The organism is Exiguobacterium profundum, assembly GCF_042652865.1.
Lineage (GTDB): Bacteria > Bacillota > Bacilli > Exiguobacteriales > Exiguobacteriaceae > Exiguobacterium > Exiguobacterium profundum.
The window spans coordinates 113790-132327 of the sequence record NZ_JBHSHG010000004.1 but is presented as its reverse complement, the minus strand read 5'-3'; the positions used below and the strand labels follow the sequence as shown (position 1 = coordinate 132327).

The window sequence follows — 18538 nt, the reverse complement described above, 5'->3', positions numbered from 1 at the left end:
GAAAGTTACGGAATTCGCTCTTTTTACGTGCAATCGTATAGATAGCGCAGTGCGTGAGGCAAGCGGCGACGCCAGGCCGATTCGTTGTGAATCGCATTTGGTTCGACCTCATATCGGAAGGCGATTCCTTTCTGCGCGATGACGTCAATCAGTTTCGCATTCGTGAATAGGTAGTCGCTTGGAGTGATAGGCCCGCTCTCTTCATTTGTGCCAATGTCCATATATAGTTTACCGGCGAACTCAGCATGTTTCATTTCTCGGATCAATGGATCAAGATTGGCCCATGCCGCAGTGGAGAGGGAACCAACTCGTCGAATAGAAGGATAGGTCGCCATCATGTATAGAGAGATGACACCTCCCATCGAGCTCCCCATGACCCCGACATCTTCTGGGTCAGTAGCGTACTCGCTGTCAATTCGTGGTTTTAATTCGTTCATGAGCCAATCTGTATACATACGGCCTTGGCCACCGAGTGTTGGACGAGTTCTTGCCAATTCGGGTCCGATCCGTCGATACAGCATCTCATCTTCCTCATATGAATACTCATCATAACGGTCCAGCCAGTTCGGGGCGCTCGCGATGGCGACGACCATGAGCGGGAGTCGTAGCAGGTCGATGCAACGATCGATTTCCCAACCTTCTCCATATGTAGCAGTGTTTCCAGAAAACACATTTTGTCCATCATGCATATACAGGACGGGAAGCGGGGTGCTGACGTCGACCCAGTCTGGTCGAAATACGCGGACAATCCGCTTTTGACCACGTACCTTCTCCGTCGGAATCGACACGTTCAATTGTTCAATCATCTTTCGTCACCTCTTTCTACTTGTATTGTGGAGAATCATGAACCAAAATACAATGACCTGACTTGACTACCTACCGTTCGTTAGGTAATGTATAAGGCAAGGAGAGTGAATGACGTGAATACAAAAGATAAAATCATGCAGTCTGCTCGAACACGCTTCGCACGGGATGGTTACGAAGGGTTGTCACTAGCGGCAGTAGCGGAAGATGTAGGGATTCGCAAGGCTTCTTTATATGCCCATATCGATGGGAAGGAACAACTGTTCAAACAAGTCGTGTCAGATATGGCGAATCGTTACGAAGAAGTATGGCAGACAACTTGTGACGATACGGCTGGACGACCACCTTTAGAACGAATCGATTCGATTGTCAACACACTCACGTCATTCTTTAGTGATCATGAGACTTGGATGTTGACGAAACGAATGTTACTAGTACCTCCTCCGGAGTTTCGAGAGTATATCGAGGAAGTCATCGGTACGGTCGAAACCAAGTTAAAACGATTTGAGAAAGAGCAATTTCGACTGGCGATGGAACGTGGCGATTTACCGGTACAATCGCTCGATGAACTATATGCTGCCTACTATTGCTTTTTAGATGGCGCCTTACTATCGTTATTCACATTTGAAGAGGATCGGAATATGAGACAACAAGCTGCGTTTCGAATTTTCAAGAAAGGAGTGGGTTGGGATGAGTAAAGAGAAGAGTGCATGGATCTCCCTCCTGTTTGCAGGACTACTCGAAATCGTCTGGGCGACCACGATGAAGTTGTCTGAAGGCTTCACGATTCTAGGTCCGACATTGTGGACAATCGTGTTATTGATTCTCAGTTTCGGATTATTGGCGAAAGCGTTTCGGACGCTGCCTGCCGGTACGGGGTACGCTGTTTTTACAGGAATCGGTGCGGTCGGCACAGTCATAGTTGGCGCCTTCTTGTTTGACGAGGGGCTTAGTGGATGGAAACTAATACTTGTGGCGACGTTGATTATCGGCATCATCGGATTGAAGCAAGTGACAGGAGGGGAAGAAGCATGAGTTGGGTTTATCTGATTGGAGCGGGAATTGCTGAAATGACAGCCGTTTTCTTTATGGGGAAATCGAAAGGATACCAGATTTTAAAGTGGTCGATTGCATCAATTTTATCGTTTGCGCTCAGCTTCTATTGGTTATCAAAATCACTTGAGGTCATTCCTCTTAGTCTTGCCTATTCCATCTGGGTAGGCATCGGCGCGGCCGGCGGTGTCATTTTAGGGATGCTCTATTTGAACGAATCGAAAAATCGTTGGCGTATCTTCTTTTTGTTGATGATTATTAGTAGTGTAATCGGTTTAAAAATTGTCTCGTAAAGGATTGAAATGTGCTGAAAACGGGAATTTATTACTTCAGATTATGTGATGAAAAAAAGGGGGCGGAAAACGATGCATCTTGTCGAGTTGCAATCCGAACGTTTGCGGTTTGAACCGTATACGCTTTCTGATTTCTATTTTGTCAAATCGCTTCTCCAAGATCCACGGGTGATGCGCTTCATCAGTCCGGATGGGAGACCGTATACAGACGAACAGACGATTGAATGGTTTGAACGTCAATTGGCCCGCTATGAGACAGGACGCCAAACGGGTCTCCTGAAGCTCATGACATTTGAAAGTGATGAACCGATTGGTCACGCAGGTACGCTATTGCATGAATTGGACGGCAAAATCGAGTTGGAAGTCGGATATTGGTTGTCACCGAAGCATTGGCACATGGGATATGGTCGAGAAGCCGCCGCGCGTCTGATGCAGCATGCTTTTTCAGAGGGCGAGAAGGAGATTATTTCTCTGATTCATCCGGACAACGTTCCATCTCAACGTGTCGCCAAAGCGAATGGTCTTCACTGGGATCGAGATACACTGTACAAGGATATGCTCGTCTCCGTTTATGCGGGTGACTTGGAGCGGTTATGTCGACATATCGACCGTCAACAAATGACACGATAAAAAGTCTCTAAAAAAATAAAAAAAGTTGTTGCCAACTCAATAGTTTCTTGATATATTAATAGTGTCCTTAAGAGAGGACACGACCTGATTCTGTAGCTCAGCTGGGAGAGCGCTACCTTGACAGGGTAGAGGTCGCTGGTTCGAGCCCAGTCAGAATCACTTGGGTGCCAAACCCTCGAGAAACCCACCGGAACATGGGTTTCCGCGAAGCCACTTCTTGCGAGAAGTGGCTCTTTTTTTGTATATTGACATGGCACGAAAGCAATTGGTATATTCCTTTCAATACATAATGAAACGGGGAATGCAACATGGTGCTAACGGGTACACTCGTCAATGCCGCATTGATTGTCATCGGGGCATTGCTAGGTCTCTTATTTCACCGCATTCCGGAGCGTATGAAGGAGACGGTGACTGCGGCAATCGGGCTTGCGGTCATCTTGCTTGGGATTCAAATGGGGATGAAGAGTGAGAACTTCTTGATTGTCATCGGAAGTCTCGTCGTCGGGTCAGCGCTCGGGGAGTGGTGGAAGTTAGATGAATTATTAAATGAAGTCGGTTATCGACTTGAACGGCGACTTGGAAGTCAATCGAGTGTAGCGGAAGGATTCGTAACGGCCACACTCATTTTCGTGATCGGGGCGATGGCCATTATCGGGGCGCTCGATAGCGGGTTGCGTGGTGATCATGACGTGTTGTACACGAAAGGGTTGATTGATGGTTTTACGGCCCTCGTGTTAAGTTCGACACTTGGGATTGGGGTCATGTTTTCAGCAGTTCCAGTGTTACTGTATCAGGGCGGAATCGCATTACTCGCCATTCAAATCATGAAATTCATACCGGAATCGCTCATGGACAGTTTTATTTTAGAGATGACCGCGACCGGTGGGGTCATGATTGTGGCGATTGGTCTGAACTTGGTTGGAATCACAAAAATTCGTGTGGCCAATTTATTACCGGGGATTTTAGTGGTCGCGATGATTGTCACGGTTATACATATGCTGTAAAGAAAAAAGACTGAATTCGATTCAGTCTTTTTTCGTGGTTGCATTCATTGTGGAAGGCTCTTTTCGTAGAGCTTCCGCAATGATTTTATCCCAATCGGCTGCATCGCACGCCGCTGTACAGGTAGGTTCAATTTCACATGTTGCACATTTCCCGCCTTTTGCTTTACGTGTGTAGCGGTAAAGAGAAAATGCGGCATATCCAAAAACAATGAATCCGATGAGTAGGTCAAAGAATGACATGGTATTCCTCCTTACGCAAATCCGAATAAGCGACCGACTTGATAAATGACAAGAGACACCACATAAGCGACACCTAAACCGTATAAACTGGCGAACCATGTCAACTTGGCACTACCCACTTCTCGCCGGATGACAGCGACTGTCGCCAAACAAGGGACATAAAGTAAAACGAAGGCCATGAAGCTATACGCGCTGAGTGGGGTGAAGATTGGTAATAGCGACTCCGATAAATCTGATTCGCCGACCGCATAGATGATTGCCATCGTAGACACGACCACTTCTTTTGCTAAGAATCCGGTGATGAGCGAGGCACCGGCTTGCCAAGTACCGAATCCGAGTGGGACGAGTAATGTGGCAATCATACCACCAATCATCGCCAAGAAACTGTCATTCATCGGTACATCAAAGCCGCTTGGACCTGAATAGGCGAGTAGCCAGATGAACACAGAGCCACCAAAAATAAATGTACCGGCTTTTCGAACGAATCCTTTAGCTTTTTGCCAAGTGCTACGCCATAAGGTAAGTCCTTGGGGAACGCGGTATGGAGGTTGTTCGACGATGAATAAGCTCGTCTGATCTTCAGAGGCCAATGCCTTCGTAAAGATTTTCGCGGCAATCAAGGCAAGGAAAATTCCCAACATATAGAGCGAGAGGACAACGAGTGCTTGATGAGTAGAGAAGAAACTCGCCGCAAACACAGCGTAAATCGGAAGCCGGGCCGAACATGACATGAATGGTGAGATGAAGATGGTGACTAGACGTTCGCGCTCCTCTTCGACCGTTCGAGCGGCCATGATTCCAGGAACGTTACATCCGAATCCGATAATCATCGGGATAAAGCTTTTTCCATTCAATCCGACGAGTTGCATGAAACGATCCATCACGATGGCGACTCGCGCCATATATCCGGAGTCCTCTAAAAATGAGATAAAGAAAAAGAGGACAAAGATTTGCGGAACAAAAACCAATACGCCACCGACACCTGCGATGACACCGTCTACGAGAAGTGCTTTAATGAATGGAGAAGCACCTACAGCATCTAACATCCAAACCGTTCCTGATGTGATCGGACCAGACAATAGTCCGTCTAATAAATCGGAAAGAGGTGCACCAACCCAATTAAATGTCACGTGGAATAGCGCATAGAGTACCCCGAAGAAGATGGGTAAACCTAAGATAGGATGCGTCACAACCGCATCGATGCGATCTGTCATCGTCACGTCCTGTGCATTGTGATTTTCAATGACCTGGTGTCGAATCTGTTTCGCCCAATCGCGACGACGCTCAGTGATGTGTGCGTGTGCAAAACGCCCTATAGCCGTTTCCAGTTCTTTTCGGACGGCAACAATCTCTGGAGATGATGCTTCTAAATGGTCGACGACAATCCGGTTGCCTGCTAAATATTGAATTGTAATCCAGCGATCCGTTCTCGATAGACCAGTTAAACGAAGAATGCGTGTAATCGCTTCTTCGGTCTCTGGACCATAGTTTAATTCGAAAGGTTGACGCTTCTCCATTTGAATCGATGAGAGCAAGACGTCACAACCATAACCTGTTCGTGCGGTGATCGGGAAGACATCTACTTGGAGGAGCGTTTTTAATTTGTCGAGATTAACATGCATTCCACGACTTTCTGCGACGTCGACCATGTTTAAACCGATTTGAAGCGGTCGTCCCATCTCTAGAAGTTGCAAAGTAAGTTGTAAGTTACGTTCTAATTGTGAAGCATCGACAATATTGATCATCCCGTCAAATGGTTCATGCAGTAAGAAACGGGAGACAATCGCTTCATCTGCCGAGAGCGGGTCTAAGTCATAGACACCGGGTAAATCAATTAATTGTCCGACTTTCCCATGTAACTGACCGATTTTTTGTTCGACTGTGACACCGGCCCAGTTGCCCACATGTGCGAATGAACCTGTTAATCGATTAAACAATGAAGTTTTGCCTGTATTTGGATTGCCAATCAATGCGATCCGTTGGCTCATGGTACAATCACTCCGATTTTTTCGGCATCTGATCTTCGGATGGCGATAATTTGTTGATGATCCACTTGTTCAATGGTGAGCGGTCCTGAAAAAATAGCTCTGCGCTTCACACGAACCGAGCATCCCTCGTAAAAACCAAGAGAAATCATTCGTCGGCGCAAGCGATCATCAATTTTAGTCAAATCAGATAAAATGACGGTTTGATTCAACGCGACATGTCGTAATAGACTCATAAGTAACCTTCCCCATCTTTTGATAACGATTCTCATTCGCTATCTTATCATGTCGAAAGAGAAAGTGAAATATTGATCATATAAAAAGTTATAAATAATAAATAGTAAGGTCGAGTGAACATAAAAAGAAGTGTAAACGAGTATCGTTTACACTTCTTCAATCGACTCATGATCTTCTTTGGCACTTTCGCGCAAGGCTGAAGCCATCACGTCAGCAAGATTCCGTTCACGAAGCACGCCGACACCACGGTCGGTCGGTCCGCCTGGAGCGGCCACATCGGCAATCAGTTCATTCGTCTCACGTGTTTCATGAGACAGTAACTCAGCGGAGCCTTTCATCGCTTGGGCGACAATTTGACGCGCTGTCTGTTCATCGTAACCGACATCCGTTAGGACGGGCGTCATCGCACCTACGATTTCATAGAAAAAGGCAGGACTGCACCCTGCAGCGGCCATAAAGGCGGACATCGTTTTCGCATCGGTGACGGCCGTTCGACCGACCCGTTCAAAGAGAGAAGTCGCTTTCTCACGGACTGCCTCATCTGTTTCTGGACCAAACCATAGCCCCGTCATCCCGTTCCGATGGGCGACAGGCGTGTTCGGCATGGCGCAAACAGCTGGTAGCCCTGAAGCCTCTTCTAATTGGCTCGGTTCGATATGTGCAGCGACTGAGACGAGTAGTGGGGTCTTCCATTCTTTTGATTCTACGTACGGGATGACGCCATCAGGTTGCATCGCTAATACGACGATGTCATAGTCGTTAACGTTTTCGTCCTCAACAATTTGAACGCCGAGTTCATCTTGTAGGAAGAGTAAGCGCTCCCGGTCACTTCGGTTTGTCATTGTGATGTGTGTCGGTTCGATGCCCGAGTCGATCCACCCGCGAACGAGCGCCTCACTCATCGATCCAGCACCGACCATTAGTAATTGATTCATCATTCGTCACCTCTTCTTTTCGATTCGGTCAATAGTTATGTTGACTATCATAACAAACATACACTCGAATATCGCCCATCCTGCTCATTTGTAAAGAGATGGAAAACGATTTGACATAGGAATCGACGAACATGACAAACGTTTCAAATCGCGCTATGATGGCACTAATTCAAAAGAGTGAGGCGAAATCGTGTGAAACGTGTACTAGTAAAAGGGATTCAAGGTTACCAGCGTTTTATTTCACCATTAAAGCCGCCAACGTGCCGATTTTATCCGAGCTGTTCGCACTACGGAATCGAAGCAATCGAAAAACATGGGGCTGTCAAAGGCAGTTATTTAACCGCTCGCCGACTCATTCGCTGCCAGCCGTTTCATCCAGGCGGGCTCGATTATGTTCCGGATACATTTAATTGGAAAGCGCCTTTACAACGAGAGAAACCTGAGTCACAGCGAGACGATTGAGTTCGTCTCGCTGTTTTTGTACAGAACAAACAATGAATCAGTTGTTTTAGTACAATACTTTTGCATTGTTCTAAGTATTCTGAAAAAATAGAGGTGTACACTATTTTTCGGGGGAAGGGGATACTTTGTATGGGGCAATCATTTAGTGAATGGGTGAGTACGGCATCCAACTTTGTATGGGGACCACCGCTCTTGATTTTGCTTGTGGGGACAGGCATTTACTTGACGGTGCGTCTAGGTGGGATTCAAATCACCAAATTACCGTATGCGTTGAAATTGGCGTTTTCGAAAAATCAGGATCAATCCTCTAAAGGGGACATCAGTCACTTCCAGGCGCTCATGACTGCTCTGGCGGCGACCGTCGGTACGGGGAATATCGTCGGGGTGTCGACAGCGGTCGTATTAGGAGGACCGGGAGCCATCGTATGGATGTGGGTGTCCGGTTTCTTTGGGATGGCAACGAAATACGCAGAGGCAGTTCTTGCCGTGAAGTATCGGGTCACTGATGAGCGCGGTCAAATGGCTGGTGGACCGATGTACTATCTAGAACGAGGGTTGAATCAACGATGGTTAGCGGTAGCATTTGCTGCATTCGCATCGATTGCGGCGTTCGGTATTGGAAACGGGGTCCAAACGAACTCGGTCGCGCTTGCGCTCAAAACAACGTTTGACGTACCACTATACATATCAGGGATTCTCATTATGATTTTTACAGGAGCGGTCATTCTCGGAGGCGTGCGTTCCATCGGGAAAGTAGTCAGTTACTTCGTCCCCGTCATGATTGCCTTCTACTTAGGTAGCGGTCTTTTAATTATGGTGATGAATTACTCGCTGATTCCGGATGCGTTCGCACTCATCTTCAGCAGTACGTTCAGTGCAGAAGCAATCGGTGGAGGGGCCATCGGAGCTGCCATTCGATACGGGGTGGCACGTGGTGTCTTCTCGAACGAAGCAGGTCTTGGCTCTGCTCCGATCGCAGCAGCGGCAGCGAAAACAGATATGCCGGGTCGTCAGGCGCTCGTCTCGATGACTCAAGTCTTCTTGGACACGCTTGTCGTCTGTTCGGTGACAGGATTGACACTCGTCATGGGTGGTCAAATCGGGACAGGACTTGAAGGGGTCGAATTGACTTCAGCTACATTTGAACTGTTCCTCGGACCAGCCGGCGGTTATATTGTCACAATCGGGCTCGTTTTGTTCGCCTATTCGACCGTGCTCGGTTGGTCGTATTACGGCGAACGCTCCATCCATTACTTGTTCGGACAAAAGTCGATTCTTCCCTATCGGATTGCTTTTGTACTCGTCGCGGGACTCGGTGCCATGACGACGAACTTGAACTTGGTATGGGCGTTATCGGATGTCTTCAACGGCTTAATGGCCATCCCGAACTTGATTGGTCTCTTGTTCTTGTCGGGTGTTGTCATTGCCGAGACGAAGCGTTTCAACCAACAGCTTGAAATTGAAAATCGAAAAGTTTCCTAAACGAAAGGACGCCATCCTTATGAATCAGAGGGTGGCGTCTTTTGTTTTGCTTCTAATTCATCGAGTCGTGCTTTTTGTAAATGATCAAACACTTTTGTGATAAAGCCAACCATGATGCCCACCCCAGTCAATACATATCCGATTGTGAATATTTTTCCGATGTCGGTCTGAGGGGCAAAATCACCATATCCGATGGTAGTCAGGGTGATGACACTGAAGTAAAGTGCGTCCAACCAACGCATCTCCTCGAACCGTGTGTAAAAAAGTGTACCGGATAGGACAGTGAGAAAGGCAAGACTGAATAAGACTTGGAACTCAGGTTCGCGGAGGCCACGCCAGATTCCGCGTACAATTCGACGCAATGTCAGTAAGAACGGCAACATGTCACTCGCTCCTTTCGATATTAGGTTTGTTCGCTAAAAACGGGGGAACATCCTTTATAGTTCGAGAAAAGAGAAAGGGTGAGTTGGATGGGGAAAGTCATACCGAAACAAGAAGGACTCGACCATAGTGTCGATTTTTTACGGGAAGGATATCTATTTGTTGCGAATCGTCGCAAAAGTTTTCAATCAAATATCTTTGAAACACGTTTGCTCGGGGAGCGCGTGATTTGTCTTGGGGGCGAAGAGGCTGCCGAGGTGTTCTATGATGCAGACAAATTCATGCGTCAGAATGCGGCGCCAAAACGTCTATTGAAAACCTTGTTTGGAGAAGATGGGGTCCAAACACTAGATGGTGCGGCTCATACGCATCGAAAACATATGTTCATGTCATTGATGACAAAAGAAAATATAGATCGATTGCTCCGCTTGACATATCGAGAGTGGAACCAGATTGAACGAATGGGAGAGGAGGTCGTCTTATACGATATTGCGCAACAAGTGTTGATGAAGGCCGTATGTGAATGGTCGGGAGTTCCACTTGCGAAAGAAGAAGTTGGGAAGCGCACTGAAGAGATGAGGTTATTATTTGAATCGGGTACGTCTCTTGGTCCCACGTATTTACAAGGTCGGAAGGCACGAAGTTCCGCTGAAGCCTGGATTCGTCAGATGGTAAAAGAAGTGCGGTCGAATCGATTATTGCCGAACGAACATACGGCGCTGTACGAATTTTCGTGGCACCGGGATGAATCCGGAGAGTTATTACCTGAAGACGTCGTGGCGGTCGAAGTATTGAACATTTTACGCCCGACTGTCGCAATCTCGGTGTATGTCCTCTTCACTGTCTTAGCTTTACATCAGTTCCCGGATGTAAAAGAGCAGGTAGAGCGGGGAGAGGTCTCGAAAACAGAATTTGTCCAGGAAGTGAGACGGTTTTATCCATTTTTCCCTGTAGCGGCAGCTCGTGTCAAAACCGATTTTGAATGGGACGGCTATGCATTTTCGGAAGGGACGCTGACGCTTCTTGATTTGTACGGTACGAATCATGACTCCTCTATTTGGACGGAGCCGGATCGATTCGATCCCTCTCGTTTCAAAGATTGGAACGAGAGTCCGTTTAACTTTATTCCGCAAGGTGGGGGAGATGTAGATTTTGGACATCGATGTGCCGGTGAACATGTGACCATTGCAATTCTTGCACAAGTCATTGAGTTGTTTACTAAGGAATACGCCTACACGGTCCCGCCTCAAGACTTGAGCTATAGTTTTGTAGACATGCCGAGTCTGCCGAAAAGTAAATTGCGATTGACTCATCTAACTCGAAACCAATAAAAAAGTCGCCTACTCGATGGGAGTAGGCGACTTTGAATTTACTTCGTTTGCAAATTTAGGCGTTTGGAGATGGGACGAATCGAGACCGATGAATCGATCATTCGATTATCCCGTTTCGGTTCATCGGTACATTCAATCTGCCAGTCGGTGTCATGAAGCTCTTTTAGTCCGACGGCGATGTCGTATAGGGAATAGTTCGCATTTCCGTTTAACTGATAGATGCCCGGTCCACGTTTAGTCAAAATTTCAAATAGCGCGTCTGCCGTGTCTGCTAAAAATGAACATGATGGATACCAATGCTCACTCGCTTGGATTACCCCTCGTTGCTTCATCTCGTTCGTAAAATAGTCCATCATATTATTCGATCCGGCCTCATCCCCGATTTGCCATCCGAGACGAACGATTTGAGCACCAGGATTGGCGTTCATAATCGCACGTTCGCACTCACGCTTATACTTTCCATAGTCATCCTCGGCATCTGGTAGCGTATCTGGGGAAATCGGTCCGGTCACTTCATCTGAAAAAATTGAAACCGTGCTCGTGAACAGGAAAGGGATTTTCGCCTCACCACATAAACGAGCGAGCGTCTCGGCCCACTCCACCGCGCCCATACCGATATGTAAAAAGTAGTTCGGTCGGATGCGCTCGATGAATTCTCGCATTTCCTCTTCGTTTGTCGTGGACACTTGCTCGCGATTCCACGCAATCCCTTCAATTCCGTGGCGCTGTAACGTTTCGGCAACAACGGGTGCCACTGTACCGTTCATTCCTGTAAGAATAGCTTTCATTTCGATTCGCCCCTTTCACTCTATATGATGCCACAAAACGAGTGTGGACAAACAACCGATGTGCCGGGCTATGCTAGACTGGATGATGGAGGGATCAATCATGAATATTCGACAAGCAACCAAACAAGATAGTAAACAAATTGCACCACTCATGTATCAAGCGATCCATGAGATTGCGTACACATTGACAGCATCAACGGATACGACTGAGGTATTGGAGCGACTAGCGATGTGGGTAGAGAAACCAAATAACCGCTTGAGTCACGAAAACATCTGGGTGGCGGATTTTGAAGGAGAAGTTGCCGGAATGATCATCTCGTATCGTGGGGATAAGGCAGAAGAATTGGATCGACCGATTCGAGAATGGTTGACGGTGCATGGAAGTGGAGAAGAGGTGGACGTTGAAACGGAAGGTTATGTCCAATACATTGATTCACTGGCTGTCGCAGAAGCGTATGGAGGTCGTGGAATCGGGACGAAGTTAATCGAACACGTTTGTCTCGTTGCGAAAGAACGCGGTGTGCCCGCCGTCACATTGAACGTGGATCAAGAAAATCCTGCGGCACATCGCTTATACACACGTCTCGGCTTCCATAAGGAAAAAGAAATCAACATTTCTGGGGCGAGATTTGACTATATGATCAAAGAAATCAATTCGACTCCTTTCTCAGTCTAAAAGCGGATGCGCAAATTTCTTTTCTCGACTATACTAAGTGCTTGAGGAAAGATATACGTAAAGGAGATACATTATGGAGTGGAAGAACATTTGGCGAGGGATGGCCATGGGGACGAGTGATTTAATCCCTGGTGTAAGCGGCGGTACCATTGCAGTCATTTTAGGCATCTACGATCAACTCATCGAAGCGATTAGCGGCGTATTTAGCCGATATTGGAAAAAATATATCGGGTTCTTGATTCCATTGGCAATTGGAATGGGGACAGCCATTATCGCACTGAGTCGAGTTATTGAATACTTATTGCTGGAGTATTATGCACCGACACAATTTTTCTTTATCGGATTGATTTTAGGGATTATTCCACTTCTATTCGTGGAATTTAAATCACGCGCATCGATTCGTCCGGTTCATGTTATTGCTATGGTTGTCGCAACGATACTCGTTGCGAGTATGGCATTCTTGAATCCGGTTGATTCGTCTATTATGACGGACGTGACGTTCGGGACGGCACTTCTCTTATTCTTCTCCGGTTGGTTGGGCAGCATGGCGATGTTGCTTCCTGGAATTAGCGGTTCATTCGTCTTGTTGTTAATTGGCGTTTATCCAACCGTCATCAGCGCCATCTCAAACTTCAATCTGTTGATTATTGGGATTGTCGGTGCTGGAGTGGCCGTCGGCTTTATTGTAAGTAGTAAAGTCATTCGTTACTTGTTGGCGAATTTTCCGGGAATGACGTTCTCCGTCATCATCGGATTGGTCATTGGCTCACTCGCCGTCGTGTTTCCGGGTGTACCAGCTTCCGGAGTCATGTGGATACTCAGTATCGTCGCATTCATCGCGGGGGTCATCGTCGTCCGATTACTCAGCAAATATTCTGTCTAAATGAAAAAGGAGTCCAGCGATGAGCCGGACTCCTTTTTAATAGATGAAGGGGAAGAGGCGCTTGCGCGTCTTCGACCAGGATTGGTAAGACTGACCGAAATGGCGAATGAGCATACCTTCCTCGATTCGAATGCGGTACAGTAATGCAAGCGAGGTGAGACCCGCACCAATCAAGGCGATTCCCCAATGAATAAAGTATAGCGAGAATCCGAACGTAATCAATAACAACCCTGTGTAAAGAGGGTGGCGTAAGTAACGATACGGTCCCGAGCTGACGAGTTCGTCTTCCGGTCGGACGACGACATGTCGTGTGAATTGATGACGTAAGTGTAAAATCCCCCAATAACGTAACGACACGCCGGCTATGTAAAAAGTAAGTCCGATGATTCGTTGAACTGTCGAAGGCTGTGATTCGAAAACAAGCGAAGAGATCATAGACAACACGAAGACGCCAATCATCGTCGTCGCTACAAAGTAAAAGCTCTTCCGCTCGACAGCCCCGTCTGTTGCCTCTTTTCGGTTACGAAATCGCCACGTCTCAACTAGCCAAAAAAATGATACGACGATTAATAGGACATCCATCCAATTCATCACGCACATCCTCCCTTTTGATTCATGTTTCATTACCCGACCTACGCATAAGAAAAACCAAATCCATCAGGGCGATATTCGAAAAAAATTGTCAAAGTGACCAAAACAGGTTATCATCTAATGAGAATGATTATCATTTTTACGTATATAGAGAGGAAGGGTGCGACGATGAACGAGGAAGTATTCGACGTGACGATTATCGGTGGGGGACCGGCTGGATTGTATGCCGCTTTTTACAGCGGTTTACGAGGTATGAAGACGAAAATTATCGAATTTCAACCTTTTTTAGGCGGGAAAGTACATGTCTATCCAGAGAAAATGGTTTGGGATGTAGGTGGTCTCCTACCGACGACTGGGGCAAAACTGATCGACCAACTCGTCGAGCAAGGTCTCACCTTCTCTCCGACGGTCCTTCTTGGCGAGAAGGTGGAGTCGATCTCTAAGCGTTCAGACGATTTGTTCGGGATCGACACGACGAACGGTCATCATATTTCCAAAACCGTCATCGTTGCGACAGGAAGTGGGATCCTCAAACCGCATAAGGTTGAAGTGAGCGGAGCGGAGCGGTTCGAATTGTCGAACCTCCATTACACGGTTAAATCACTTGAACGCTTTAAAGGAAAGCGCGTCTTGATATCGGGTGGCGGCAATAGTGCAGTCGATTGGGCGAATGCGCTCGAGCCGATTGCAGAGCAGGTCGTGCTGACGTATCGAAAAGAAGAACTTAGTGGACATGAAGCACAAGTTGAAAAAATTAAACAGGGTCGAGTCGACTGTTGCCCACGATCAAAAGTGACGGATTTGATTTCTCACGATGGGAAATCGATTCAACAAGTTCTTTTGACTCATGTCGAAACAGGAGAGACGAGCGTAATCGAGGTCGATGAAGTGGTCATCAATCACGGATATGAACAAGACGCGGAGTTGCTTCGGAACAGCGAATTGCAGGTCGAGATGAAGGATGGGTTTTATGTGAGAGGGAATTCAGGTAGCGAGTCATCCATACCGGGATTGTACGCTGCCGGTGATATTCTCACGCATGAAGGGAAAGTACATCTCATCGCTGGAGCGTTTCAAGATGCTGCGAATGCGGTGAACCGGGCCAAAACATACATTGACCCGAATGCGAATGCTACCGCAATGGTGTCCTCTCATAATGAACGGTTAAAAGAGAAGAATCGTCAAATCATAGAAGAAACCATGATGAAGCAGTAAGAGAATCACTCTTACTGCTTTTCTCTAGGATAATCACAAAGCTCGGTAATCACACCGCCTGAATGACGCGGGTCCATGTAGATTAAGCGTCTACCTTTCGCGGTCGTACGCAGTGTGTCTTCTAAAAAGGTGATGCCATTTTGTTTGTGAGCGGCCATCGCTTCGTCCAAATCGTCGACACGATAGGCGATATGATGAACACCCTTCCCTCGAGCTTTCATGAACCGGGCAATCGGACTCGTCTTACTAGTCGGACGCAACAATTCGATGACATCCTCTCCAATATGAATGACGGCCAATTCGGTCTCGACCCCGGTGGTCGTGTTCGTATAGCGGTCCACGAGTTTTCCTCCTAAGACCGTCGTGTAAAATGTGATCGCCTCATCTAAGTCTCGAACGGCAATCCCAGTATGATCGATATGCATGTAAATTCCTCCTTCTGCTTCAGTTTGCCTAAAGTTGAACAAAATGTCACTTCACAACGTTTCAAGCCTATCCGATATAATAGGAGAGGGAGGGACAGCGAAATGAACGGAAAAATCACGATGGGTTTGGTGGGCACTTTCGCCTTTGTATCATTTGTGTTTGGACTCTCGCTTGCGACGTTTGTCGACTATCGCATCAATGAAGAACAGGTTGTCCTTGAACGATTAACGACCCATAAACAAATTGGTCCGACCGAGTTGCTGTCTACCGAGGTCGACTTTCATTTAAATGGGTCGAATTATGCGATTCGTTTTAAAGATGAACCAAATATTACGTATTGGTTCAATGTCGTCGATCGCAAAATTAAGTTCGATCGGATTGAATCGCTCGATTTGAGAGATACGGGGCTTCGGACAGAACTGTTTGAAGCGATGCCGCCTCTAGCGATGGAGTCGACTACTGCTGCAGAATAAAAGACGTCGAATGAACAACTTTTTCCTTTGAGAAAGAGTTGGTTTGCTCGACGTCTTTTGATTGTTTAGGAATAAATCGGGGTCGGTGGTGCCTGTAGCATGTACGTATAACGACAAATACTCGAGATTTGGGCGCCGTGACGACGAAGTGTATAACTCAAATCAGGTTGCAAACTTGTTGCTGAAATATGTGCCTCTTCAATGTATCGGAACATGTAGAAAAATTTTTGTTGAAGGAATGAAATAGCTTCCCGCAATAAAGTCTCGTCACAGTCAACGTGCATCTCTTGTATTGAAATATGGTACATATGTAAGCGTACTTTCATGATTCCAATCACTTGTCGGTTCCACTTCACGGAATAGAACAATGTTTGCTGGCGAACTTCTCGTGCGAATTGTTCATCTGTCATCGAAATGGTACCCGGAAGGAGATGACAATGTTCATTTCGAAATGTGAGCCAATCTGCTCTTCTTGAATAGTCCACCAATTCGAGTGTCCAATTGGTATGGGTTGCTTTCTCGCAAGGGATGAATGGTAGATGATACGTTTTGGTTTGATGAAATACTTGAAACCCTGCTGCTTCATATATTCGATGCTTGTCTTGATTATGAGAATCCTCTTCCTGAAGATAGTACGTAATCGGGTACTTTGTTTCTCGACTTCGTTCATAGATCAAACGATGAAGTAGTCCGCGAAAGACGTGACGATCACCATATGTGGCTTGAGAGAGGCGGATGGCATGATCCGTTTCAAGCTGTTCGTCGTTTGCGACGATTGAAGCGAGTGGGGTATCTCGATTGAGTGCGACGTAGACGTGATGATGCGAGGGAAGGGAGAGAAGCAAAGGGGCCTTGCTTAAAGGATATAGCGACTGAATGGAAATACGCTCATGTAACGGTAATTGCCTGCATTCTACAAAACGTAGCGCTCGTTTCACGAAGAATCCTTCTTTCTTTATCAAATGATAAGTACAAATAAATTGTAAGCGCTATCTTGTATCGTGGGGTGTGGCAGAATGATGAAACCTGACTCGAGAAAAAATCAATTACGTAAGAAAAAGGTTCGAGTAAAATAGAACATATCCGTCCAATACAATGAAATGGATTTCCTTTCATCGTTCATCTGTGAGATTCATCAAATGTCAGCGCAACGAACGGATGAGACGTGCTATACTTAAACACAATGAAAACACGGAGTAGGAGTATATGATGAAATACATTTATCAACTGATTCTGGTTTCTGTGCTTTGGTTGACGGTAACACCGTCTGCAGCCATGGCCGAGACAGAACCGGTCGTCATTCATGAAAATATCATTGTCGAAGAAGATGTAGAAATTCATGAAGGATTTCAATCGCCGAATGAAATGGTGTATTTGTTCGTATTAATTGTGTTGTTATCTGTCATCGGACTTGGCATGATGAACACGATTGAATAACGTGAAAACGTTCACAAAAATGCAATAAGTGATTTGGTAACGGTTACAATCGTTCCCTTATACTTATATGTGTAGGAAGAAAGTTCTGCACCAACTTTCTGTCCTCCTTTTCAAATGAACACCCCTCGTTCATATCATGTATTGGAGTCAATCGATCCTATCGATTGACTCCCTTTTTTTAAAATCGGATTCGCTTTTCTTTAGCAATTCGTTTTAAGCGCTTCGTCTCACTAGTGTGTCCGTGACTCTCTAAAAAGTCGACATATACCCGAAATGGTTCGGAGCGATGAGAAAAGAACGGGATATATTCAGAGAACAATTTTTGTTCCGCTTCTTTCAAATTCCCTTCAGCGACGAGAAGGCGGAGTTCTAACATTTTAAGCGCTTGATAGTTTTCGAGCGCGGTATCCTCTGTTTGGGACTTCTCTAACATCCGATCGCAAAGTTTTAAGAGACGGGAGTGAAGGAGTTTTCTTGTATTGGCATGACTGTGTTCGATGGGTAGCGTTGAGAGTAAATCAATTCGTGTAGAATCAACATCTTTTGGCACGTGGAGTGCGGTGTATAGGGCGCGGTCAATCCAAACGGTATCAATCGGGGCATCGAGCTGATAGTAGTGAATGAGTTGCTTGAGCATGGTGACTTGTGAAATTTTTAAAAGGCGAAACGGGTCACTTGTAGAGAAGAGCGGTTCTTCGCCAGCCGATGTAGAGAGGAGGTAAAACATTTCTTCATACATCGTACGTGCTTCTGTGTATTCCTCGGCGTAATGCGCTAAATCGCGAATGATTTTTTTAGCATGAATGTACCAATTTTTTTGGTCGCGTTCTGACATGACTTGATTCGGACGAATGTACAAATGTTCGTACGCAGAATCAACAAACCGTTCAGCCAAGGTGATGGTTTGCGAGAGCGAATGTCGCTCTTCAGAATTTTTTTTCTCTTTATAGCGCGTGAATTGGCTGATCATAAAATCAAAATCTTGATCATCAATCACATCTTTAGGAGTATGACGGTACATTTCGACGAGCAAATCGCGTAACGTCGCCTCGCCATACTGCTCTAACAATACGCGTAACTTTCCGATGCGCATCAGCTCTCCTCCTTTCAGTCAAACTTTTCGTAGGCAATCTCGATTTGGGCAGAAACCAATTATTATTCCTTTCCCGCTTTTCATCTGAAACAACCATTCGCTCTCATGCTTAAGACGGA

The 18538-nt window shown here is 46.3% G+C and carries 24 protein-coding genes and 1 tRNA gene; 14 read left to right on the top strand and 11 right to left on the bottom strand.

All coding sequences use genetic code 11. The features are described 5' to 3' along the window. Positions 1 to 23: 23 nt before the first annotated feature. Complete coding sequence (locus ACFO4U_RS13165) at positions 24 to 806, bottom strand: alpha/beta hydrolase (protein ID WP_159563522.1); 783 nt, start codon at positions 804 to 806, stop codon at positions 24 to 26. A 114-nt stretch (positions 807 to 920) separates the two neighbouring features. On the opposite strand from ACFO4U_RS13165, the gene ACFO4U_RS13160 reads away from it, so the two are divergent. From ACFO4U_RS13160 to ACFO4U_RS13135, 6 genes are all read left to right on the top strand, one after another. Next, entirely contained in the window at positions 921 to 1502 is a 582-nt protein-coding gene (locus ACFO4U_RS13160) for a TetR/AcrR family transcriptional regulator (protein ID WP_074037786.1), read from the top strand. Beyond that, positions 1495 to 1839: a DMT family transporter gene (locus tag ACFO4U_RS13155; protein WP_074037785.1), complete on the top strand. Its 345-nt coding sequence runs from the start codon at positions 1495 to 1497 to the stop codon at positions 1837 to 1839. Before ACFO4U_RS13160 ends, ACFO4U_RS13155 begins: the two co-directional genes overlap by 8 nt. Continuing rightward, positions 1836 to 2150: a DMT family transporter gene (locus ACFO4U_RS13150; RefSeq protein ID WP_159563525.1), complete on the top strand. Its 315-nt coding sequence runs from the start codon at positions 1836 to 1838 to the stop codon at positions 2148 to 2150. Before ACFO4U_RS13155 ends, ACFO4U_RS13150 begins: the two co-directional genes overlap by 4 nt. A gap of 72 nt (positions 2151 to 2222) precedes the next feature. Continuing rightward, positions 2223 to 2780 (top strand): GNAT family N-acetyltransferase, encoded by a 558-nt coding sequence (locus ACFO4U_RS13145; RefSeq protein ID WP_084543120.1) that lies wholly within the window; start codon positions 2223 to 2225, stop codon positions 2778 to 2780. An 86-nt stretch (positions 2781 to 2866) separates the two neighbouring features. Next, positions 2867 to 2939 (top strand) — tRNA-Val (locus ACFO4U_RS13140). A 149-nt stretch (positions 2940 to 3088) separates the two neighbouring features. Beyond that, a complete protein-coding gene (locus ACFO4U_RS13135; RefSeq protein WP_159563526.1) occupies positions 3089 to 3784 on the top strand; it encodes a DUF554 domain-containing protein in 696 nt (231 codons plus the stop codon). Between the two features lie 21 nt (positions 3785 to 3805). On the opposite strand, the gene ACFO4U_RS13130 is transcribed toward ACFO4U_RS13135, so the two are convergent. The 4 genes from ACFO4U_RS13130 to ACFO4U_RS13115 form a co-directional block, all read right to left on the bottom strand. Continuing rightward, positions 3806 to 4024 (bottom strand): FeoB-associated Cys-rich membrane protein, encoded by a 219-nt coding sequence (locus tag ACFO4U_RS13130; protein ID WP_035387786.1) that lies wholly within the window; start codon positions 4022 to 4024, stop codon positions 3806 to 3808. Between the two features lie 11 nt (positions 4025 to 4035). Continuing rightward, positions 4036 to 6012, bottom strand: coding sequence for a ferrous iron transport protein B (gene feoB / locus ACFO4U_RS13125; protein WP_215244337.1), 1977 nt, complete (start codon positions 6010 to 6012; stop codon positions 4036 to 4038). Beyond that, on the bottom strand, positions 6009 to 6245 hold the full coding sequence (locus ACFO4U_RS13120; RefSeq protein WP_034771241.1) for a FeoA family protein: 237 nt from the start codon (positions 6243 to 6245) through the stop codon (positions 6009 to 6011). Before ACFO4U_RS13120 ends, feoB begins: the two co-directional genes overlap by 4 nt. A 147-nt stretch (positions 6246 to 6392) precedes the next feature. Continuing rightward, positions 6393 to 7181 (bottom strand): pyrroline-5-carboxylate reductase family protein, encoded by a 789-nt coding sequence (locus ACFO4U_RS13115; protein ID WP_074037973.1) that lies wholly within the window; start codon positions 7179 to 7181, stop codon positions 6393 to 6395. Between the two features lie 192 nt (positions 7182 to 7373). On the opposite strand from ACFO4U_RS13115, the gene yidD reads away from it, so the two are divergent. Together yidD and ACFO4U_RS13105 are read left to right on the top strand one after the other, a co-directional pair. Further along, positions 7374 to 7643 carry a membrane protein insertion efficiency factor YidD gene (gene yidD, locus ACFO4U_RS13110; RefSeq protein WP_215244338.1) on the top strand — a complete coding sequence of 90 codons (270 nt, stop codon included), beginning with the start codon at positions 7374 to 7376 and terminating at the stop codon, positions 7641 to 7643. Positions 7644 to 7772: 129 nt separating this feature from the next. Continuing rightward, positions 7773 to 9125, top strand: a complete 1353-nt coding sequence (locus ACFO4U_RS13105) for an alanine/glycine:cation symporter family protein (RefSeq protein WP_074037781.1) — start codon at positions 7773 to 7775, stop codon at positions 9123 to 9125. A gap of 17 nt (positions 9126 to 9142) precedes the next feature. Here ACFO4U_RS13105 and ACFO4U_RS13100 read toward each other — a convergent pair whose 3' ends face one another. After that, positions 9143 to 9508, bottom strand: a complete 366-nt coding sequence (locus ACFO4U_RS13100; protein WP_159563530.1) for a potassium channel family protein — start codon at positions 9506 to 9508, stop codon at positions 9143 to 9145. An 87-nt stretch (positions 9509 to 9595) separates the two neighbouring features. On the opposite strand from ACFO4U_RS13100, the gene ACFO4U_RS13095 reads away from it, so the two are divergent. Beyond that, the gene (locus tag ACFO4U_RS13095; protein ID WP_215244339.1) at positions 9596 to 10837 is read left to right on the top strand and encodes a cytochrome P450; all 1242 of its coding nucleotides are present in this window, start codon (positions 9596 to 9598) and stop codon (positions 10835 to 10837) included. A gap of 38 nt (positions 10838 to 10875) precedes the next feature. Here the strand turns inward: ACFO4U_RS13095 and ACFO4U_RS13090 are convergent, their stop codons facing one another. Then, positions 10876 to 11625, bottom strand: a complete 750-nt coding sequence (locus ACFO4U_RS13090) for a sugar nucleotide-binding protein (RefSeq protein WP_078146308.1) — start codon at positions 11623 to 11625, stop codon at positions 10876 to 10878. A gap of 100 nt (positions 11626 to 11725) precedes the next feature. On the opposite strand from ACFO4U_RS13090, the gene ACFO4U_RS13085 reads away from it, so the two are divergent. Together ACFO4U_RS13085 and ACFO4U_RS13080 are read left to right on the top strand one after the other, a co-directional pair. Then, a complete protein-coding gene (locus ACFO4U_RS13085) occupies positions 11726 to 12301 on the top strand; it encodes a GNAT family N-acetyltransferase (protein WP_214731636.1) in 576 nt (191 codons plus the stop codon). A 73-nt stretch (positions 12302 to 12374) separates the two neighbouring features. Continuing rightward, positions 12375 to 13184: a DUF368 domain-containing protein gene (locus ACFO4U_RS13080; protein ID WP_015880783.1), complete on the top strand. Its 810-nt coding sequence runs from the start codon at positions 12375 to 12377 to the stop codon at positions 13182 to 13184. A 36-nt stretch (positions 13185 to 13220) separates the two neighbouring features. Here ACFO4U_RS13080 and ACFO4U_RS13075 read toward each other — a convergent pair whose 3' ends face one another. After that, positions 13221 to 13775, bottom strand: a complete 555-nt coding sequence (locus ACFO4U_RS13075) for a methyltransferase family protein (protein WP_074037776.1) — start codon at positions 13773 to 13775, stop codon at positions 13221 to 13223. A 168-nt stretch (positions 13776 to 13943) separates the two neighbouring features. Between ACFO4U_RS13075 and ACFO4U_RS13070 the strand changes: the two genes are divergently transcribed. Further along, complete coding sequence (locus tag ACFO4U_RS13070; RefSeq protein WP_214691466.1) at positions 13944 to 14990, top strand: NAD(P)/FAD-dependent oxidoreductase; 1047 nt, start codon at positions 13944 to 13946, stop codon at positions 14988 to 14990. Positions 14991 to 15001: 11 nt separating this feature from the next. On the opposite strand, the gene mce is transcribed toward ACFO4U_RS13070, so the two are convergent. Then, entirely contained in the window at positions 15002 to 15415 is a 414-nt protein-coding gene (mce, locus tag ACFO4U_RS13065; RefSeq protein ID WP_251125330.1) for a methylmalonyl-CoA epimerase, read from the bottom strand. Between the two features lie 102 nt (positions 15416 to 15517). Between mce and ACFO4U_RS13060 the strand changes: the two genes are divergently transcribed. Then, complete coding sequence (locus ACFO4U_RS13060) at positions 15518 to 15889, top strand: hypothetical protein (protein WP_074037773.1); 372 nt, start codon at positions 15518 to 15520, stop codon at positions 15887 to 15889. 65 nt (positions 15890 to 15954) lie between these two features. Here ACFO4U_RS13060 and ACFO4U_RS13055 read toward each other — a convergent pair whose 3' ends face one another. Further along, on the bottom strand, positions 15955 to 16827 hold the full coding sequence (locus ACFO4U_RS13055) for a hypothetical protein (protein WP_215244340.1): 873 nt from the start codon (positions 16825 to 16827) through the stop codon (positions 15955 to 15957). A gap of 271 nt (positions 16828 to 17098) precedes the next feature. Here ACFO4U_RS13055 and ACFO4U_RS13050 point away from each other — a divergent pair, with 271 nt between their 5' ends. After that, complete coding sequence (locus tag ACFO4U_RS13050; RefSeq protein WP_031421006.1) at positions 17099 to 17326, top strand: hypothetical protein; 228 nt, start codon at positions 17099 to 17101, stop codon at positions 17324 to 17326. 178 nt (positions 17327 to 17504) lie between these two features. Here the strand turns inward: ACFO4U_RS13050 and ACFO4U_RS13045 are convergent, their stop codons facing one another. Continuing rightward, complete coding sequence (locus ACFO4U_RS13045) at positions 17505 to 18419, bottom strand: hypothetical protein (RefSeq protein WP_159563538.1); 915 nt, start codon at positions 18417 to 18419, stop codon at positions 17505 to 17507. Positions 18420 to 18538: the final 119 nt, after the last annotated feature.

Excerpts from the sequence above, each read along its gene's own strand:
- ACFO4U_RS13165 (WP_159563522.1), bottom strand. The coding sequence starts at position 806 with ATGATTGAACAATTGAACGTGTCGATTCCGACGGAGAAGGTACGTGGT.
- ACFO4U_RS13155 (WP_074037785.1), top strand. The coding sequence starts at position 1,495 with ATGAGTAAAGAGAAGAGTGCATGGATCTCCCTCCTGTTTGCAGGACTA.
- ACFO4U_RS13150 (WP_159563525.1), top strand. The coding sequence starts at position 1,836 with ATGAGTTGGGTTTATCTGATTGGAGCGGGAATTGCTGAAATGACAGCC.
- ACFO4U_RS13145 (WP_084543120.1), top strand. The coding sequence starts at position 2,223 with ATGCATCTTGTCGAGTTGCAATCCGAACGTTTGCGGTTTGAACCGTAT.
- ACFO4U_RS13135 (WP_159563526.1), top strand. The coding sequence starts at position 3,089 with ATGGTGCTAACGGGTACACTCGTCAATGCCGCATTGATTGTCATCGGG.
- ACFO4U_RS13130 (WP_035387786.1), bottom strand. The coding sequence starts at position 4,024 with ATGTCATTCTTTGACCTACTCATCGGATTCATTGTTTTTGGATATGCC.
- feoB (WP_215244337.1), bottom strand. The coding sequence starts at position 6,012 with ATGAGCCAACGGATCGCATTGATTGGCAATCCAAATACAGGCAAAACT.
- ACFO4U_RS13120 (WP_034771241.1), bottom strand. The coding sequence starts at position 6,245 with ATGAGTCTATTACGACATGTCGCGTTGAATCAAACCGTCATTTTATCT.
- ACFO4U_RS13115 (WP_074037973.1), bottom strand. The coding sequence starts at position 7,181 with ATGAATCAATTACTAATGGTCGGTGCTGGATCGATGAGTGAGGCGCTC.
- ACFO4U_RS13105 (WP_074037781.1), top strand. The coding sequence starts at position 7,773 with ATGGGGCAATCATTTAGTGAATGGGTGAGTACGGCATCCAACTTTGTA.
- ACFO4U_RS13100 (WP_159563530.1), bottom strand. The coding sequence starts at position 9,508 with ATGTTGCCGTTCTTACTGACATTGCGTCGAATTGTACGCGGAATCTGG.
- ACFO4U_RS13095 (WP_215244339.1), top strand. The coding sequence starts at position 9,596 with ATGGGGAAAGTCATACCGAAACAAGAAGGACTCGACCATAGTGTCGAT.
- ACFO4U_RS13090 (WP_078146308.1), bottom strand. The coding sequence starts at position 11,625 with ATGAAAGCTATTCTTACAGGAATGAACGGTACAGTGGCACCCGTTGTT.
- ACFO4U_RS13085 (WP_214731636.1), top strand. The coding sequence starts at position 11,726 with ATGAATATTCGACAAGCAACCAAACAAGATAGTAAACAAATTGCACCA.
- ACFO4U_RS13080 (WP_015880783.1), top strand. The coding sequence starts at position 12,375 with ATGGAGTGGAAGAACATTTGGCGAGGGATGGCCATGGGGACGAGTGAT.
- ACFO4U_RS13075 (WP_074037776.1), bottom strand. The coding sequence starts at position 13,775 with ATGAATTGGATGGATGTCCTATTAATCGTCGTATCATTTTTTTGGCTA.
- ACFO4U_RS13070 (WP_214691466.1), top strand. The coding sequence starts at position 13,944 with ATGAACGAGGAAGTATTCGACGTGACGATTATCGGTGGGGGACCGGCT.
- mce (WP_251125330.1), bottom strand. The coding sequence starts at position 15,415 with ATGCATATCGATCATACTGGGATTGCCGTTCGAGACTTAGATGAGGCG.
- ACFO4U_RS13060 (WP_074037773.1), top strand. The coding sequence starts at position 15,518 with ATGAACGGAAAAATCACGATGGGTTTGGTGGGCACTTTCGCCTTTGTA.
- ACFO4U_RS13050 (WP_031421006.1), top strand. The coding sequence starts at position 17,099 with ATGAAATACATTTATCAACTGATTCTGGTTTCTGTGCTTTGGTTGACG.
- ACFO4U_RS13045 (WP_159563538.1), bottom strand. The coding sequence starts at position 18,419 with ATGCGCATCGGAAAGTTACGCGTATTGTTAGAGCAGTATGGCGAGGCG.